We start from the raw sequence: 16,839 nt of genomic DNA, 5'->3' as shown, positions 1-16,839 counted from the left end.
AAGTACGTCAGACGCTTGACGTCATTCGCATTGACAGGAGCGATGACCGTAATGATCGCGGGATGTATGGTTGGGCCTAACTATCACGTGCCATCCGCGCCGGTCCCACCAGCATTCAATGGGAGTACTACTGGAACATCCTCTGAGACCATCCCACCGGCTGCCATCTCATATAGCGATTGGTGGAAGGTCTTTCACGACCCGGTGCTCGACGATTTCGAGATCCAAAGCGACTCAGCAAATCGAGACATAAAAATTGCCATCGCGCATGTAGATGAAGCGACAGCCCTCACCGCTTCCGCGCGTTCTTATTTGCTCCCGACCGTGGGCGCTGCGCCTGGAGTCTCTCGTACACGCGAGGCGCAGAATCGTCCGAATAACGGAAATACCAACGGACATGCCGCAACTTATAACGATATTGTGATGCCCTTGGTTGCAAGTTATGAAGTCGACGCATGGGGACGCCTGAGGCGATCGCTTCAGGCCGCGCGTGCCACACAACAGGCATCGGAGGCCGACCTAAGATTCGTTCGCCTGGAGACCGAGACAACCATAGCCATCGATTACTACAGTCTTCGTGAGAGCGATCAGGAACTCCGGATTCTCGATCGGACGCTGGCTGACCTTCAGCAAGGATTCGATCTCACCACGAGCCGCTTTCAACATGGTCTGAGCAGTGACCTGGAGGTAGCGCAGGCAAAGACGCTTCTCGATCAGACAGCCGCCGAGAAGCAAGCGCTCGAGATTCAGCGCGCGCAGCTGGAACATGCACTTGCCGTCTTGCTGGGGCGCACAGTGGAGAGCCTGTCTGTTCCGATCCTGCCCGACAACCCTACGCCGCCAGAGATTCCAGTTGGATTGCCGGCTGATCTACTTACGAGACGACCCGACATCGCGGAGTCGGATCGCAATGTTGCTGCTGCGACTGCCCGCATCGGCGTTGCAAAGGCTGCATACTTTCCCCAGATCTCGCTTACAGGTCTGGTCGGCTACGAAAGCACCAACGCCGTCAGTCTGCTGAATTGGCAAAACACCATCGCATCTCTCGCCGCCTCTGCGACTGCTCCCATATTTACGGGAGGGAGGCTGCGAGCGGGAGTCGATCAAGCACAGGCAGCCTATCGCGAGTCACTCGCCCAATACGAGAAAACAGTCCTTGTCTCTTATCAGGAGGTCGAGGACCAGCTATCGGCGCTCCAGTACCTCTCTAACCAATCCCGTTCGCAGGCGCTGGCAGTGGCCGATTCCGAGCGCACAGAACAGATTGCGATGCAACGCTACAAGGCCGGACTCGTCAGCTATCTTGATGTCGTCTTTGCGCAGCAGAGCGTCTTGTCCAATGAGCGAACTTCTTCCCAGATCGCCGGCCAGCGAATGACTGCCTCCGTGGTCCTCATCAAATCTCTTGGCGGAGGATGGACCGGATCCAAAACACCCTAACCTTGTACCAAGGAAAGAGTCCAAACTCGGCAGTGATCGTCCGAAGCTGCTTGGTCACTGTTCCTCTCTCCGCGGACACATCAAAGTTTTCATCCCTGCTCCCCTATTTTCTCGATCGCGTCATCTTGTAGCCCTTGATCGGAGTGGGAGTTCCATAGGCTCGTAGAAAGACCTTTAAAACTCCAGCGACATGCTCCTGTTGTTTGTCTTTGGTTCGGGTTCCAGTCTGAAGGCCCAGAATACGCCAACGGACAAGGCCACCAGAGAGCAGACTAATCAAATGTTCTGCCATGGTCCATGGATCATCTCTCACCAGATGTCCCAACTTGATCTGCTCCTGAAAATAGCCCGCCAGAAATGTCTGCCCTCGCTTTGGGCCCAGTTCATAAAAGCGCTCACCCAACTCAGGGAAGCGTACGGACTCCATGGAGATGATCCGCAACAGGGTGATCTGCTCGTCTGAAAGAGCGAACCGTAGAAACCGGGTGCCATATTCTTTCAAAGCAACATCGATCGGCGATTCGGCCGGAAGAGGAGCTGTCACTTCTCCCAGCACAGTCTCCATTCGTCGTTCCATCACAGCGATGAAGAGCTTCTCTTTCGTAGGGAAGCGAGAGTAAAAGGTCGTCTTTGAAGAGTTCGAGAGTCTCGCGATTTCGTTCATACTGGCGCTGGCAAAGCCGTTCTCGAGAAAGACCTGGGAAGCAATGTCCAGCAGTTCTGCGACACGGCTGTCTTCAAGGCGCAAATCGGATCGAGATCCTGGGGGCGGTACTCTGCTGTTTGCTGGGTACTTTGCCACTGTCTTCTTCATGCTTCCATTCTAGTTTTTTCCTGAATCCTTATGGCTGATTGGCGATCCAATATATTTGTACGATACCATACGGTACTGTACTAATACGATGACTGAGGATGTTGAATGAACGCAACCGTAGGATACAAGCCAAAACATAACCCCTGGATCATCGCCGTGACCGTGACTTTGGCGACCATCATGGAGGTTCTGGATACGTCCATCGCCAACGTAGCCTTGCCTCATATCGCCGGATCACTCGGAGCATCGCAGGACGAGTCAACCTGGGTGATTACCTCTTACCTTGTGGCGAATGCAGTCGTACTTCCTGTAGGGGCCTACCTGGGCACCATCATCGGGCGCAAACGCTTCTACATGACCTGCGTCGCCGTCTTCGGTATTAGCTCATTCCTGTGCGGGCTGGCTCCGTCGCTTCCTCTCCTCTTGTTCTTCCGAGTCATCCAGCGTCTAGGTGGCGGAGGTCTGCAGCCGTCGGAGCAGTCAATCCTTGCCGACACGTTTCCGCCAGAGAAACGGGGACAGGCCTTCGCCGTCTACGGACTCGCCGTCATCACAGCACCCATCGTCGGCCCGACCTTGGGAGGTTGGATAACCGACAACTATGACTGGCGTTGGATCTTCTTCATCAACATCCCCGTCGCCATCTTGTCTCTCTTTCTCACCCATCGCCTCATTGAAGATCCTCCCGCGATCAAAGAAGAAGTAAAGGCGGCGCGCAGAGGAGGATTCAAGCTCGACTACGTCGGCTTCGGTCTGATCGCCCTGACATTCGGCTCGCTGGAGGTCGTGCTCGACAAAGGCCAGCAGGACGATTGGTTCTCATCGCATTTCATCGTCTCCTTCCTCGCGGTCACCGTAATCGGCCTCGCCTGTCTGGTGATCTGGGAGCTTCGACAGGAACGAGTTGAGAGCAAGCCGATTCTCGATCTCCGGCTCTTCACCCGAAGAAACTTCTCCGTCTCATTCCTGATGATGTTCGTTCTCGGCTTTACTCTCTACGCCACTACGGTCCTGCTGCCGCAACTGCTCCAATCGTTGATGGGATACACCGCCGAGAGCGCTGGGATGGCAATGTCCTCGGGTGGTCTGGCGACGATCATCTGCATGCCAATCGTCGGCATCCTGATCTCTCGCATCGATGGCCGCTACCTGATTATGTTTGGATTCGCCAGCATCGCCGTTGCGCTCTTTCACATGACCAGTCTCGATCTGCAGATGAGCTTTAGTTACGCCGCCGTCCTGCGCTTCTATCAATCCATTGGCTTAGCGTTTCTATTTGTGCCCATCAATTCAATGATCTATCTGGGAATAGATCCTCGTAAGAACAACGATGTCTCCGGGCTATCAAATCTCGCGCGCAATATCGGCGGCTCAGCCGGAACATCATTCTTCACCACCGTGCTCGCTCGTCATCAGCAGGTCCACCAGACGTACCTGGTACAGAATGTCGTCGGCAGCAGCCAGCAATGGATGAGTTCCGTACACGCACTCACGTCCAGCCTGCAACATGGCTCGGCCGCGCTCTCCGATGCGCAGAGAGGCGCCTGTCTGCGCATCTATCAAAGTCTGGAGGCACAAGCGAGCGTGCTCTCCTATATCGATGTTCTTAGTATGTTGGCCGTCTTCTGCGCATGCATGATCCCGATGGCACTCCTGATGCAGAAACCTCCCAAAGGAATGCAGGCGTCCGCTCACTAGCTCTATACATGTCGGCATTGCTGCGCGAGAGGAACGACATAATCGCGGAGCAAATAGCAAACGGGCAGTTGATATGGCGCATCTCGTGCGTTGCGGGCTAAACAGACTCTGGTTCCACACAATCTAAAAGCGACGCAAACCGCATCCGCTTCTAGCTCTATCCTCGCAACCCGCAAATCCAAACCAACCCATCCTCATCCCTCACTCGATATCGAAACGCATCCGACAAATGTGTAACGGTATCGGTTGCAAGTACAGTATGCTCATCCATCGCATGCGCTGCATAGTCCGCAGCCAGACCGTGCAGGTACACCGCTGTCTCCACGGCGCGAGCCACATCATTCGGAAACTGAGCAAGCATCGCGGCCACAATCCCCGTCAGAATATCCCCACTCCCGCCCTTCGCCATCGCCGGATTCCCACTCGTGTTCACGGCAATCGAACCATCCGGATGCGCAATAAGGGTTCGCCACCCCTTCAGCACCAGCGTCAGCTTGTGCTTCGTCGCAAACCTCCGTGCCAGCCCCACGCGATCCGCCTCCACCTCTTTCACCGTCATCCCAGCCAACCGCGCCATCTCCCCTGGATGCGGCGTCAGAACCATCACCCGTCCCTCCCCATTCAGCAAATCCGTCTTTCCCTCAAAAGCATTCAGCGCATCCGCATCGATCACCACCGGTACCGTGGTCTTCTCCACGATCTGTCGCGCAAATGCAGGAGCATCCCCCTCGGTCGACAGCCCAGGACCCACTGCCACAACCGAAATCCTCTTCACCAGCGCATCCAGCTTCGCCCCATCCAGATTCTTGAACGAAACCGCGCCCTTGGTCCCCTCCGCCAGCGGCACCATCATCAACTCCGGCGCAATCCGCGTCACAGAATCCAGGATGCTCTTCGGCACCGCAGCCGTCACCAGCCCTGCCCCCGCCCGCAAACACGCCAACGACGCCATCGCCGGAGCCCCCGCCTTCCCATAGCTTCCCCCCACCACCAACACGTGCCCGAACTTGCCTTTATTCGAATTCACATCCCGCGGCCTCTCTGCCAGCGCCTTCGAAGCACCCGCCCACGTCAACCCACTCGCCGAAACCACGGCATCCTCAGGAGACCCGATCGCCGCAACCACTACCGGCCCAAACGCCCCGCCGCTCTTTTCACTCCGCGTCAGGTGCCCAAACACATGCGCTATCTTCGGCGCCGTAAAGGTCACCACAGCGTCGGCCCGAAACGAGCCCTCTGCGGTCTGCTCCACCGAATTCGCATCCCACCCCGAAGGCAGATCCACGGCCACCACCGGAGTCTCCAGCTTCTCCACCATCTCCCGCAACAAAACCGCAAGCCCACGCAGCGGCGGCTTGAATCCAGTCCCAACCAACGCATCCAGCAACAACTCCGCCTCCCCCACAGCATTTGCGCAGGCCGTCAGCCCGGCCTCATCCCCCACCTCATCCACCTCAACAGACGAAAACTCCTTCATCAGCCGCTTCAGCGCCGTAGCCGCCTCTCCCCTGACCTCATCCACCCGTCCCAGCAAAACTACCCGCACCAATCGCCCCGCCTGCGCCAGCACCCGCGCCGCAACAAAACCATCCCCGCCGTTGTTGCCCTTCCCACACAACACCACCACCCGCATCGCCACCGGATACTGCCGCAGACAGAACTGAGCCACCGCCTCGCCAGCCGCCTCCATCAACTTATCCAGGGATACCCCAAACTCCTCCGCAGTCCACCGATCCACCGCCTGCATCTCTGTCGCCGTAAGAATCTTCATCTTTCCCTTCTACGCGATTCCCCCGCCGAAGCCAAGACGACGACCACCGCACCTTCACCGGGTCCAAATAGAAGTTTATTCCGCCCCCAACAAAGAAGATGTACGTGGGGCACACCGGCCCCGTCTCCACCGGTCGCCTCAGCGAATGGCGGCTCCATGATCACCCGGCTGCCACCGTGCCGCGAATGCTGGAACATCGACTACTACACCGCAGCCACAAAGCGATCAAAAGGAAAAGGCTCCACCTCACCGCGAGGCCGAGCCAGTCGAAATTCAAATCTCAGGAGGGATGAAGAGCAAATTAATTCAAAAAAAGTGGCACTTTTTTAGCAACTCAAAAAGACGCCGCCAGTCACCACGTCTCCACCACCAAAAACCACGCTGCCACCACGTTCTTACCAGCGTTTTCTACCATTCCGAGCCACAACCCTACTCAGAACCGCCCATAACCCCACTGGTTTCAACCGTCGGCTTCTGTAAAAAATAATCCTTGTCCCACAGCGCCCGGTAAAACTCCCCGGTCAACTCAGCCGCTTTTGGACCAAAGGTGGGCCGTCCGCCCTCCAGGAAAAATACAGTCACAATCTGCCCCTTCGGCGTATCCGCAAAAGACCCAAACCACCCGAATCGAGTGCCATTATTGGAGCAGGTACCCGTCTTGCCCATGACTGGAAACTGGCTGAAGTTAGCCCGCAGAGAACGCGCCGTTCCATACTGCACCGCACCTGACATTCCCACGGAAATCTCCGGAATCAGCGGAGCGATGTCCAGCACCCTCTTCACCTTGGGCTCAAACGTAGCCATGTCTGCCGCAGTCTCGGGATGTTGCAGATAATAAAGCGTTCCGCCATTGGCAATCGCCGAAACCAGAGCCCCCAGCTGCAGCGGAGTCATCGAAACGCTCTCGCCGAACGAGCACATTCTCCCCACACCACCCAACGACGCAGGCAATACCTCATCTGGATAAGTCCCGAGCTGCTCGCCCTGAATGTGGTATCCAGCCAGCTCGCCAAGCCCAAATTCATTGGCATAGTGCTTGACGCGCTCAAATCCGAGCTGCCGCCCAAGAGTCTCAAAATAAAGGTTATTCGAGTGAGCCAAAGCCTCGGTCATCGTTAGGTGATAGTGCCCGCCCAGATTCACCGGTGTATCTTTGCGAACGATACCTTCCTCCAGCGCAGCCAGAGCCACCGTCAGCTTGATCGTCGAGCAGGGCTCAGCCCCTCTCGACAGCGCCAGCTTCTGGTTTACCATCGCCAGAATCCGTCCCGTAGAAGGATCAATCGCGATCGCAGTGCCGTTCATATTGCCCAACGCCTCAATCGCCGCCGCCCGAACCAACGGGTCTTCTCCATCGACGATGTCGCCCAATGTGAGATTGTCAGCAAACGAACTTGCAGAAAAGTGTTCCTGATATCGTGTCCGCCGCACAGCCAGAGTCGGCCGGGCTCCTCGATGATGCCCCACAAACCCATGCGTTGCAACGACGTGCGTCGTACCCCTCGCGGCTGAGCGCGAAGCCCCCGAATGAGGTTTCACCGTAGTCGCAACCCGAGCCGTCCCAGCAGAGTGCCGCCTGGCCTTCCCAGTGGTACTCGTCGTTGCGTTAGCACTCACTCCAGCACCAAGGACAAGGCCGAAGAGAAGCGCGCCAAAAACCTTCATTGATCTCGACACAGGCGATCCCTCTTATTGATTTGACTGCAATCGAACTGCCATCGATCCACAATTCATCTAATAAAATACTAATTCAACACAATCCGTCGAGCAGCACCCTTCCCCATCCGTGCTACTCGTACAGAAATCAGTTGTACCATCAGTTCCCACGCCGCAAAAACGCGGGAATATCCAACTCATCCGGCTCCGCTTGATCCGCAGACGCCCCCGATGCACTCCCAAATGCTGGAACACGAACCTGGGAGTCCGCCACCTCGTCCGTCCCACCGCGAACGTCCTCCTGTTGGACGCGCACCGGCGCAGAAAAGTGAGTCACATCTCTAGCCCGGTCAACTTGTCCACCCTCCGGCCGATTTACCTCAGCAGCCCTCTCCCCCCGAGCCCCGGGAGCACGGAAGAAGTCATCATCAAACACCGACGCCGGCACCGGAACCAGCTCAATCGGGCCACTCATCTCCATCTTCCCGACCGGCTCTTTCACTTCGTTCGCCTCGTGCACCGGTCTGGCCGGTTCCATCTCACTCGCAAACCGTGTCGACGCAGGTCGAGGAGTCACCACGCGCGGCTGAATCGGCACGTCATACCGCATCGTAGGCAGCGTCGCCTCCGCCAGCATGCGCTCCCGCCGCTGCGGCATCTCCTGCTGCTTGAAGCCAGTCGCAATCACGGTGATCTTCACCTCATCGCCCATCGACTCGTCCTGCACCGCACCGAAGATGATGTTCGCATCCTCATGCGCCGCATTCTGAATAATGCTCGAAGCCTCGTTCACCTCACTCAGCTTCAAGCTGCTCGAGCCCGTGATGTTGATCAGTATCCCACGTGCCCCATCGATCGCTCCCGCCTCCAGTAGCGGCGAAGCCATCGCAGCCATCGCAGCCTCCACCGCACGATTCGCGCCCGACCGAACGCCCGTTCCCATCACCGCGTAGCCCATCCCCGCCATCGTCGTCTTCACATCGGCGAAGTCACGATTGATCACACCGGGAATCGTGATAATGTCCGAGATCCCCTGCACGCCCTGCCTCAGCACATCATCCGCAATCCGGAAGCTCTCAAAGAATCCAGCATCCTTCGCCACCGCCAGCAGCTTCTCATTCGGAATCACAATCACGGTATCGACCGACTCCAGCAGCTCCTGCATCCCGCGCTCAGCCTGCTGCATCCGCCGCTTGCCTTCAAACGCGAACGGCCGCGTCACCACCGCCACTGTCAGCGCGCCCATCTCACTCGCCAGGCTCGCAATCACGGGAGCAGCTCCAGTCCCCGTACCACCGCCCAGCCCCGCAGTCACAAACACCATATCCGCGCCCTCAAGCGCCTCGATAATCTTGTCCGAATCCTCCAGCGCCGCGCGCCTTCCCACATCCGGGTTTGCACCCGCGCCCAGTCCACTCGTCAGCTTCACTCCAAGCTGCAGCTTCACCGGCGCGTTCGAAACCTGCAGCGCCTGCACATCCGTATTCGCCGCAATAAACTCAACCCCAACCACATTCGCCGCGATCATGCGATTCACGGCATTATTTCCGCCGCCGCCCACGCCGATGACCTTGATCCTCGCTCCATGCGGTATCTCATCGTGATAGTGAATGCGGAGATCGTTCGGATCGTTAGGATCATTGGGCAGATTCGACATAGCAGCAGGACTCCTTGAAAGTTGTTTAATTCTCCCACCTCCTTGCCAAACACACGACCCCCGTTTTCCACCGCCCGTACCACGCATGGTTCCAAACCCTGCAAACTTGCACCGCTTTTGATATGGTGCGGCAGGCAGAGAGTGCCATCACCAATTCCGCGTCAGCGTCTGTCGTCTCGATTGGGGCAAGAACTAAGTCGCACAATCACGCATCCAACCCATCGCTCTTACAATCACAAATGATCCCGATTCAACAAATCAAGTTGCCGACCACAGGAATAGAAGAACTCCACGCCGAGGCAAAGAGAGACGGCTACGACTTCATCGACACGCTCGTTGACGAGTGGGCCAGCGGAGTCAATCGCTTCGAAGCCCCAGGCGAAGTTCTCTGCGGCCACCTCGACCACGGCCAACTCGTCGCAGTCGGCGGACTCACCATCGACCCCTTCACTTCCGAACCGGGAACAGGCCGTATCCGCCGCGTCTACGTTCGCTCCGCATGGCGCAACCAGGGAGTCGGCCGGGCTCTGGTCTCAACCCTCGTACAAGAAGCCCGAAAGAGCTTCCGCTGCGTCCGTCTCCGCGCCGAAAACGCCGGCGCAGCACGCCTCTACGAAAGAATGGGCTTCACTCCCATCGACGACCCAGACGCAACCCACGCTCTGTTCTTCGAAGATCTCGAAGATCGCGCCTGAAGCAGATAGCCCCCGCATCTAAAAAACGGTCCATAAATTCACGAACGAACTCCCTACGCAAAAGTCTGCAACCGTACCTGCGGTATGCTTGCAAACACTTAGGAGAGCCCCACCTCATGATCCTCGAAGCTGAGCTGGACCACGCCAACGCAACCACCGCCATCTTCCGCCTCACCGGACGCATGACCCTCGGCCTGCGCCTGCGCGAGGTCGAATCCAGGATCACCGCCGTCACCGACAAAGGCGTCCCCAAACTCATCCTCGAGCTCTCCGGCGTCGAGTTCCTTGACAGCGCAGGTCTCGGTCTCCTCATGATCCTCTACGGCAAGATGAAGACTCACAGCGGCGAACTACGCCTCGTCGCCCCCACCGACCGCGTCCTCGAGGTCCTCAAGATGACCTGCACCGACGCCATCCTCCCCATCGACCCAACTCTGGACGCCGCACTCGCGGCCTGAAAACACGAACCCTGAACCAGAAACAAAGAGAGCCTCAGCCCTCCCTTCGAACGTGACCAACAACACACTCGTTCCCAGGGAAACCTGAAGCTCATCAGCCGCACCAAACCGAACTAAACCTAAGCGACCAGCTCCGTCAGCCGATCTAGGCTCTGGCACCAACCCTGCGACATCCCCGCAAAGTATTGCGGCGCAGCAGTCGTTGTCTTGATCACACGAGCAACCAGCGATATCTCTGTTCCGCCACGCGCTTCGTTGAAGATCACCGTATTCATAACTTCGAACATAGGCTTGCCGTGCTCATCGATCGAAGCCGTCACAAACACCAGTCTGTGCGGCCGATCGATCGTCACAAACCGTCCCGACATCGGATACACCACACCATCCGGCGATCGCATATCGACTAAAATTGCGCCGCCCACACGCGCATCCACTTGGTACACCCGAGTGGTGAAGCCCTTCGGTCCCCACCACTTCGCCAGCTGCTCCCGATCGATCCACGCCGCAAACACCACCTCTGGCGAGGCTGCGACTCTCCGCGTCAGACAGACCTCAAGCAGCCCCGCCTCCATCACGCCTCCTTCAATGGCCATGCTTCACCTCGCGCAAAAACTCGTCCAGTTTCTCGAAGCTGCTGTTCCAGCCCTTCATATGCCCATCTCGATCTTCTTCAGTTACGAAGAAGGCCTGGTGAAAGTTCATCGTCGTTTTGCCTGCATGCTCTTCAAAGGTGATCGTAATCACGGTGTCGTGCTCCGGAAGCCCGCTGCCCTCTTCCCAGTGAAAGGTGAAGACAAGCCGTTCCGGCTCAATCAGTTCGAGGTATTCGCCACCCTGCCACACGTCGGCCGTCCGCCACTCGCCACTGCTGTCGGTGAATCCATCGCTGTGCAAACAGTCTCGCCACTTGCCGCCCGGTCGAACATCTGCGGTCAGGTTTCGAGCCTCAAACTGGCGTGGCCCGTACCACTGCTTCATCTGTGCAGGATCAGTCCACGCCCTCCAAACCAGCTCGCGTGGCGCATCGAAGACCCGAGTAATCTGCAGCTCATGTTGAGTCCTCACCTTCGGAGATACCGTCGCTGTACCCATCGCATTCCTCCTCGTTTTTTCAACCCCAGTGTCTAAGCCTTCGCTGTCGTCTCCACAAACTGGCCTGCCAGATAGTCCTCTAGCCTCTGGAACGCCTGCTTGGCGCCCTCAATCGAGCCGTAATCGCGCACATTCTGATCCCGAGCCTCAGCCGAGGCAAAGATTAGACGCATCGTGACCCGCGTCCCTCCCGCCTCCTCTTCAAAAGTCGTCGCTTTTTCAAACTGCACCATGGGCCCGCCCTTCCTTCCACCGGTCAACGTGTACACAAGCCGCTCATTTTGCACCACCTCGAGGAACACGCTCTCGTTCAGATAATCGGTGCCGTCGGGCCCGTGCAGCACCTGCTTCCACAAGCCCCCGGGCCTCACATCCATCTCTTCAATCGTCGTCGTAAAGCCTTTCGGCCCCCACCACAGCGCAACCTGTTTCGGATCGGTCCAGGCGTCCCATACCATCTGGCGCGGCGCATCGAACACTCGCGACAACACAATCTCCCGTTCAGCGGCGCTTTTTCCCACTTCCATTTTTGTTTCGGGCATCTTTCTTCTCCTTTATCTGTAGGGTTTTCAGATACTCATCTAATCGATCGAAACTCTCCTCCCAGAACCTGCGGTACTCATCCAGCCAGTCGGCAGCCTGCTTCAGAGGTTCTGCCTTCAGTTTGCAAGGCCGCCACTGCGCCTCCCGTCCGCGCGAGATCAACCCAGCCTTCTCCAGCACCTTCAGGTGTCGTGAGATCGCCGGCATGCTCATCTCGAACGGCGCCGCAATCTCCGTAACTGAGGTCTCTCCCAACGCCAGCCGCGCGAGAATCGCCCGCCGGGTTGGATCAGCCAATGCAGCAAACGTCGAGGTAATCTGATCGCTCATATCTTTATTAACAACTAAGTTAAATAACCATATCGTTAAATACAAAACCTGTAAACAAAAAAAACGATAAAACCAAAAAAAACGAGATCTCCCCTCCAAACAAATAACTTCAGGCTCGAACTTTCCACACCTCTATCGACCCGCGGAAATTTGCGGCCCTAAGAGGAACACCCACGCCCTGCTTCCAGGAACCCGCCTCCACCCGGGCGACGAAACATCAAACGGAATCCCTGTTGCGACAACAGCAACAGCTCCTTGCTCACGGAACTGTTCTAAGACCTCGTCCTGAATTGAAGCATTGTCAAAAAAAAGATGCAGATCCTCTCTCTGGTGCTCCGGGTCGTAGGCGTCGTTGCCGATAGCAGCCACAACATGCACCCGAGACGCATAAGCCCACGCGCATCGTATGTCGTTTCCTCGCGAGACCGAGGCGACCTTATCTCCCGCCTTCAAACCCATCTCCTGCAGGTATTCTGCGACCGCCCATTGCCCTCCGCTCTGCATATCTACTCGACCAACAGCCGATTGAACTGCCCCGGAGAGTTGCTTCGACGAATTGTAGACCGTAGCCACCACCAGAAGGACCAGCGCAGCTGTACGCAGTGCTGACCGCGTAGACCCACTCCATCCATCCAGCGCAAGATAGGGTGCCAGAAACAACACACAGAGAAATCCCGCCACATAACGCCCCTCCATGTGGACCAGCAAAAAGAAGAGAACGCCAAGCACGGAAGGCAAATACAGGACCCACGTACTTACAGATCGCGTCCCCGAGTCGCGATGAGATATGGCATCCCACAACACCAGACAGAAGCAGAGAGCGACCGCAAGAGTGACTGCGAGAGTCTCTCGAAGAACATCCTTCAAGGCGCGGAGATTTTCAAATACAACTCGAATTTCATTTCTGAAACTAAAGAATTGGCGATACCCCTGATACCAATACACCATGTTGAACTGCGGCGGGTAGGTCACATGAAAGGGCTCCCCGAACGCAAAGACCGGCGGATCGGTGCGAAGCAGCCGCACTGGATGAATCGGAGATCCTAACTCCTTCGGACCTCCCTGCCACCCCATCCAATGCTTCAGATGATTCACATGAAATGCATAGTTCAACGCTCCGGCCTCACCCAGCGTCGGTCGTCCAAGCGCCCACGATAGGCCCACGCTATATGAAACGACAAAGAGCAAAAACACTCCCACCGCACGAAGAAGCGAAGCCGAGACTCTGCGCCTGCTGGTCAAGACGATGGCAATCGCAAAAAATGTAGCGGCCAGTGTTAAAAAGATTGCCTTACACAGGAACCCCAAACCAAGCACGACCCCCCATAAGATCGCGTGCCCCGCGGTTCGTCGCGACAAGACCTTCAGCGCAAGCCCGGAAGCAAAGAAAAAGAGACAAGTCACCAATAGATCCGGGCCGACGGTAGATACTCGTCCTATTCCTGTCTGGACGGTGACAAAGATACAACCCGCGCAGACCAGAAGAAATGGCGACAATACAGCCGCTCGCTCTCCTGATAAATCTCCCTTTAGTCTTTGCGACATCAGACCCAGGAACCATAAAAACCCAACCCACGCGATGAAGTAAATCGATAAATTCAGCCAGAAGACAGCTGCCATCTCACCATGCGGCGTTGGCGAAAACAAACGCCGGAAAACCAATAGCAATAAAGGGTATCCGATACTCCAAAGAGGATTAAGTGCAGCTCGCCAATCTCCCTCACGAATCATATTTGCTACATCGAGATAGGAGATGTCATCGCCATATAACTCCGACTTCCCGTATCCACCCTCGATTGCCCCCGCCACCAGCACCGCGATGCTCACTAAAAGGCGCAACCATATGTACCACCCTCGAAGGATGGAACCATCCAGCCTCATCTCTCGCTCGTCGCTGCTGATTGAAGCTCAAGCGCCATATTCGCCGCCAGGAGCCGTCGATCGCGATCGCAGCTTTATCTCAGCTGAAATCTGGCTTCACTTCGAAGGAGTATTACAAGAGATTGGCTCGAAATCCAGATGCACTTATTTGCGCAAGCACTTCCCTGGCACTTAAAAGCGTGAAGCGGAGTTAATCGACACACTCAAAAGGTCTTGATCCTTCAACTCAGGAGTCTAGAAGCTTCCCGCAAAGATCGCCTTTAACTTAGCCCTCAGCCCCTGCTCTTCACTGGCGCGCCGCACCTGCGTCCGATGCGTATATAACAGCATCCCAATCGCCGCCGCAAACTCCGGCACAGCCAGCTCCGCAGGCATTCGCGAAAGCGGCACCGGATATCCAATACGAGCAGGCACCCGCAGCAGACTCTCCGCATTATCCAGCAATCCAGCCATATTCGCGCCGCCACCAGTCACCACGCAGCCCGCGCCCAACGCCTCCAGCACTCCACCCTGCCGCAGATTATCCCGCAGCATCGTAAACAACTCGCGCGCACGCGGCTCCAGAATCTCCGCCAGAAATCTCTGCCGCACCATCCGCGCCGGCTGCCCGCCAGAAAATGCAAGGTTCCCGCCAACTTCGATCTCGTTCAACTGCGGCACCGCCGTCACCACGCAGTGTCCATACATCTTCTTCAGATACTCGGCTTCCTCAACGGTCACATGCAGTCCCACCGCCAGGTCGTTCGTAAAATGATCCCCGCCAATCGGCAGCACAGCCGTATGCGCGATCGAGCCCTCAAAGAACACCGCAAGCTCCGTCGTGCTCGATCCGATATCCGCCATGCAAACGCCCAGCTCTCGCTCATCTGCGCTCAGCACCGCCTCAGCCGCAGCAATTCCTTCATACACCGTATCCATCACCTCGAGCCCGGCACGGTTCGCGCACGTAATCACGCTCTGCGCCACACCACCCGAGCAAGTCGACAGATGCAGATTCACCTCAAGCCTGTTCCCCACCATCCCCACCGGATCATGAATCCCTGGCTGGTCATCCAGGATGAACTCCTGCGGCAGCAGATGCAGCACCTCGCGGTCCGGGGGCAGCGCAACCGACCGCGCACGATCCACCGCAGCACGAACCTCCTCCCGCGTAATCTCCCGCATGCGGCTACCCATGCTGATGCCGCCGCGTGAGTTCACCCCGCGCACATGCGTCCCGCCAATCCCCACAATCGCCGTCTCAATTCCAGCCTTCGCCACGCGCTCTGCCGTAAGCGCCGCACGATTGATCGCCTCCGCTGCCGGCCCCAGCTCCGCAATCAAACCCTTGCGCATTCCACGCGACGGTTCCACGCCATGGCCGCGATACCGCAGCACGCCGTCCTGCAACTCGGCCACGAGCACGCAACTCTTCGTGCTTCCCGCGTCGAGCACGGTGATCAGATTGTCCTGCTTCTGATTCATGGTTGAACCGCCTGGGGAGGATGATACTGCGTCGAACCAGCCGATGGCTTACCAACAACCGGACGGTGCTTCGCAACGACAACATGTTTCTTGGCCTTCGGATCAACCTTCTTCGCCGGAGCCTTTGCCCCAGGTCTCTCCCCTACACCCGCATGTTTCACCGGCGCAGGATGTACCGCAAGCCGAGGCTTTGCAGCCACCTTCGCAACGGGCTTCGTCACTTGCTTCGCCTCAGCGGTCCCCGCATCCTGGGGCGTCGCTGCAGCCGCCTTCGAATCAGCCGCCATCACCGCCGCACCGTTCGGCGATGAAGCCACAGGCACACCCGCGCCCGGCTGCATCTCCAGCACCACCTGCCGTTCATACCGCATATCCACCGACGAAAGTTTTGGATAAACCGTCCGCCACTCCGGCAGATGTTCTTCAAATCTCTTGTACCGATCCAAAAAATCCGCGTCGCCAAAGTGAACAAGCACCTCACTCGACTTATCCGGAATCAGCGCCTTCACGTCCTCGGGGTTCGAAAGGTCCACTTCGCTCAACCCCTGCGAGATCTTCTCTCCCGATCCATCCAGCTCCGTCGTAAACCGCTCATAGATCTTCATCCGCGCCGAACGCGTCGACAAGGGATCGTCCGCCGAGATCCCCGTCACCACCGGAAACGAGTACTTCCCATCCGGCTTGGCCTCCACCGGCATATCCAGCAGCACGCCGTTCCCATCCACCAGACCAATATGATTTCCCTGCCGCACAAACGCCACCGGCGTCCGTTCCACAATCGACACGCGCATCCGGTTCGGCAGCAACCGCATCACCGTCGCATGCGCCACCCAGGGCAGCCGCTCCAGCTCCGCGCGCCTCTGCGCTAGCGACACGGTAAAGATATTCCGCTCCACATCTTCTCCAAAGACGCTCAGCAGCTGCGCCCGCGTCACATGCGCATTCCCCTGAAACTCAATCGATGACGATGCCGGAATCACAAATCGCTCATCGTGCAGCAGAAAGCTCCTCGCCATCGCAAACAACCCGGCGCAAACCCCGAGTAGAACCACCACCCCACAGCCCGCAGCGATCCTTCCCCACTTCGTGGCAGGCACACCGCGAAACCGCACCCGCACCCCAGCCTTGCGTCGTCCCACCGGAGCATCATCGTCCCAGTGCGGATCATCCGCAAAATCCTCGCTAAGATCGCGACGCAGCCTCCGCTCCGGCGAAGCCGACACCCGCCGCGGCCCTCTCGAACCTCGAGACTCCGAGACGTAGTTCTTTTCAGGCGCCTCTAGCACCGTTATTCCACCCCTCGAAACCGCATCGCTTTGTCGCACGCCTGAGCAAGGCCG

15 protein-coding genes are annotated in these 16,839 nt (G+C 57.4%); 4 read left to right on the top strand and 11 right to left on the bottom strand.

Going from position 1 to position 16,839, the window contains the following annotated elements:
* Window positions 1–42: 42 nt before the first annotated feature.
* Window positions 43–1,440, top strand: coding sequence for an efflux transporter outer membrane subunit (locus RBB81_RS11300; protein WP_353073760.1), 1,398 nt, complete (start codon window positions 43–45; stop codon window positions 1,438–1,440).
* A 103-nt stretch (window positions 1,441–1,543) separates the two neighbouring features.
* Here the strand turns inward: RBB81_RS11300 and RBB81_RS11295 are convergent, their stop codons facing one another.
* Window positions 1,544–2,254, bottom strand: coding sequence for a TetR/AcrR family transcriptional regulator (locus tag RBB81_RS11295; RefSeq protein ID WP_353073759.1), 711 nt, complete (start codon window positions 2,252–2,254; stop codon window positions 1,544–1,546).
* Between the two features lie 105 nt (window positions 2,255–2,359).
* Here RBB81_RS11295 and RBB81_RS11290 point away from each other — a divergent pair, with 105 nt between their 5' ends.
* A complete protein-coding gene (locus RBB81_RS11290; protein WP_353073758.1) occupies window positions 2,360–3,952 on the top strand; it encodes a DHA2 family efflux MFS transporter permease subunit in 1,593 nt (530 codons plus the stop codon).
* A gap of 157 nt (window positions 3,953–4,109) precedes the next feature.
* Here the strand turns inward: RBB81_RS11290 and RBB81_RS11285 are convergent, their stop codons facing one another.
* The 3 genes from RBB81_RS11285 to ftsZ all read right to left on the bottom strand — a co-directional run bounded on the left by RBB81_RS11285 (window position 4,110) and on the right by ftsZ (window position 9,036).
* A complete protein-coding gene (locus tag RBB81_RS11285; RefSeq protein ID WP_179582008.1) occupies window positions 4,110–5,723 on the bottom strand; it encodes an NAD(P)H-hydrate dehydratase in 1,614 nt (537 codons plus the stop codon).
* A 429-nt stretch (window positions 5,724–6,152) separates the two neighbouring features.
* Window positions 6,153–7,388, bottom strand: coding sequence for a penicillin-binding transpeptidase domain-containing protein (locus RBB81_RS11280; protein ID WP_353073757.1), 1,236 nt, complete (start codon window positions 7,386–7,388; stop codon window positions 6,153–6,155).
* A gap of 151 nt (window positions 7,389–7,539) precedes the next feature.
* The gene (gene ftsZ / locus RBB81_RS11275) at window positions 7,540–9,036 is read right to left on the bottom strand and encodes a cell division protein FtsZ (protein ID WP_353073756.1); all 1,497 of its coding nucleotides are present in this window, start codon (window positions 9,034–9,036) and stop codon (window positions 7,540–7,542) included.
* A gap of 239 nt (window positions 9,037–9,275) precedes the next feature.
* On the opposite strand from ftsZ, the gene RBB81_RS11270 reads away from it, so the two are divergent.
* The gene (locus RBB81_RS11270; protein WP_353073755.1) at window positions 9,276–9,731 is read left to right on the top strand and encodes a GNAT family N-acetyltransferase; all 456 of its coding nucleotides are present in this window, start codon (window positions 9,276–9,278) and stop codon (window positions 9,729–9,731) included.
* Window positions 9,732–9,847: 116 nt separating this feature from the next.
* Window positions 9,848–10,189: an STAS domain-containing protein gene (locus RBB81_RS11265; RefSeq protein WP_179582004.1), complete on the top strand. Its 342-nt coding sequence runs from the start codon at window positions 9,848–9,850 to the stop codon at window positions 10,187–10,189.
* Between the two features lie 119 nt (window positions 10,190–10,308).
* Here RBB81_RS11265 and RBB81_RS11260 read toward each other — a convergent pair whose 3' ends face one another.
* The 7 genes from RBB81_RS11260 to RBB81_RS11230 all read right to left on the bottom strand — a co-directional run bounded on the left by RBB81_RS11260 (window position 10,309) and on the right by RBB81_RS11230 (window position 16,785).
* On the bottom strand, window positions 10,309–10,782 hold the full coding sequence (locus RBB81_RS11260) for an SRPBCC family protein (protein ID WP_179582003.1): 474 nt from the start codon (window positions 10,780–10,782) through the stop codon (window positions 10,309–10,311).
* Window positions 10,772–11,281: an SRPBCC domain-containing protein gene (locus tag RBB81_RS11255; protein WP_183789170.1), complete on the bottom strand. Its 510-nt coding sequence runs from the start codon at window positions 11,279–11,281 to the stop codon at window positions 10,772–10,774. The genes RBB81_RS11260 and RBB81_RS11255 overlap by 11 nt, the downstream gene beginning before the upstream one ends.
* 32 nt (window positions 11,282–11,313) lie before the next feature.
* Window positions 11,314–11,823, bottom strand: coding sequence for an SRPBCC family protein (locus tag RBB81_RS11250; RefSeq protein WP_353073754.1), 510 nt, complete (start codon window positions 11,821–11,823; stop codon window positions 11,314–11,316).
* Window positions 11,783–12,154 carry an ArsR/SmtB family transcription factor gene (locus RBB81_RS11245; RefSeq protein WP_183789173.1) on the bottom strand — a complete coding sequence of 124 codons (372 nt, stop codon included), beginning with the start codon at window positions 12,152–12,154 and terminating at the stop codon, window positions 11,783–11,785. The genes RBB81_RS11250 and RBB81_RS11245 overlap by 41 nt, the downstream gene beginning before the upstream one ends.
* A 132-nt stretch (window positions 12,155–12,286) precedes the next feature.
* Window positions 12,287–13,342 carry a hypothetical protein gene (locus RBB81_RS11240; RefSeq protein ID WP_353073753.1) on the bottom strand — a complete coding sequence of 352 codons (1,056 nt, stop codon included), beginning with the start codon at window positions 13,340–13,342 and terminating at the stop codon, window positions 12,287–12,289.
* Between the two features lie 927 nt (window positions 13,343–14,269).
* Entirely contained in the window at window positions 14,270–15,499 is a 1,230-nt protein-coding gene (ftsA, locus tag RBB81_RS11235; protein WP_179581998.1) for a cell division protein FtsA, read from the bottom strand.
* Window positions 15,496–16,785, bottom strand: a complete 1,290-nt coding sequence (locus RBB81_RS11230; RefSeq protein WP_353073752.1) for a cell division protein FtsQ/DivIB — start codon at window positions 16,783–16,785, stop codon at window positions 15,496–15,498. The genes ftsA and RBB81_RS11230 overlap by 4 nt, the downstream gene beginning before the upstream one ends.
* Window positions 16,786–16,839 lie beyond the last annotated feature (54 nt).

The organism is Tunturibacter gelidoferens (assembly GCF_040358255.1).
Taxonomy (GTDB): domain Bacteria; phylum Acidobacteriota; class Terriglobia; order Terriglobales; family Acidobacteriaceae; genus Edaphobacter; species Edaphobacter gelidiferens.
This window is presented reverse-complemented; position numbering and strand designations above follow the sequence as displayed.

Excerpts from the sequence above, each read along its gene's own strand:
- RBB81_RS11295 (WP_353073759.1), bottom strand. The coding sequence starts at position 2,254 with ATGAAGAAGACAGTGGCAAAGTACCCAGCAAACAGCAGAGTACCGCCC.
- ftsZ (WP_353073756.1), bottom strand. The coding sequence starts at position 9,036 with ATGTCGAATCTGCCCAATGATCCTAACGATCCGAACGATCTCCGCATT.
- RBB81_RS11245 (WP_183789173.1), bottom strand. The coding sequence starts at position 12,154 with ATGAGCGATCAGATTACCTCGACGTTTGCTGCATTGGCTGATCCAACC.
- ftsA (WP_179581998.1), bottom strand. The coding sequence starts at position 15,499 with ATGAATCAGAAGCAGGACAATCTGATCACCGTGCTCGACGCGGGAAGC.
- RBB81_RS11255 (WP_183789170.1), bottom strand. The coding sequence starts at position 11,281 with ATGGGTACAGCGACGGTATCTCCGAAGGTGAGGACTCAACATGAGCTG.
- RBB81_RS11280 (WP_353073757.1), bottom strand. The coding sequence starts at position 7,388 with ATGAAGGTTTTTGGCGCGCTTCTCTTCGGCCTTGTCCTTGGTGCTGGA.
- RBB81_RS11265 (WP_179582004.1), top strand. The coding sequence starts at position 9,848 with ATGATCCTCGAAGCTGAGCTGGACCACGCCAACGCAACCACCGCCATC.
- RBB81_RS11270 (WP_353073755.1), top strand. The coding sequence starts at position 9,276 with ATGATCCCGATTCAACAAATCAAGTTGCCGACCACAGGAATAGAAGAA.
- RBB81_RS11300 (WP_353073760.1), top strand. The coding sequence starts at position 43 with ATGACCGTAATGATCGCGGGATGTATGGTTGGGCCTAACTATCACGTG.
- RBB81_RS11260 (WP_179582003.1), bottom strand. The coding sequence starts at position 10,782 with ATGGCCATTGAAGGAGGCGTGATGGAGGCGGGGCTGCTTGAGGTCTGT.
- RBB81_RS11250 (WP_353073754.1), bottom strand. The coding sequence starts at position 11,823 with ATGCCCGAAACAAAAATGGAAGTGGGAAAAAGCGCCGCTGAACGGGAG.
- RBB81_RS11290 (WP_353073758.1), top strand. The coding sequence starts at position 2,360 with ATGAACGCAACCGTAGGATACAAGCCAAAACATAACCCCTGGATCATC.
- RBB81_RS11285 (WP_179582008.1), bottom strand. The coding sequence starts at position 5,723 with ATGAAGATTCTTACGGCGACAGAGATGCAGGCGGTGGATCGGTGGACT.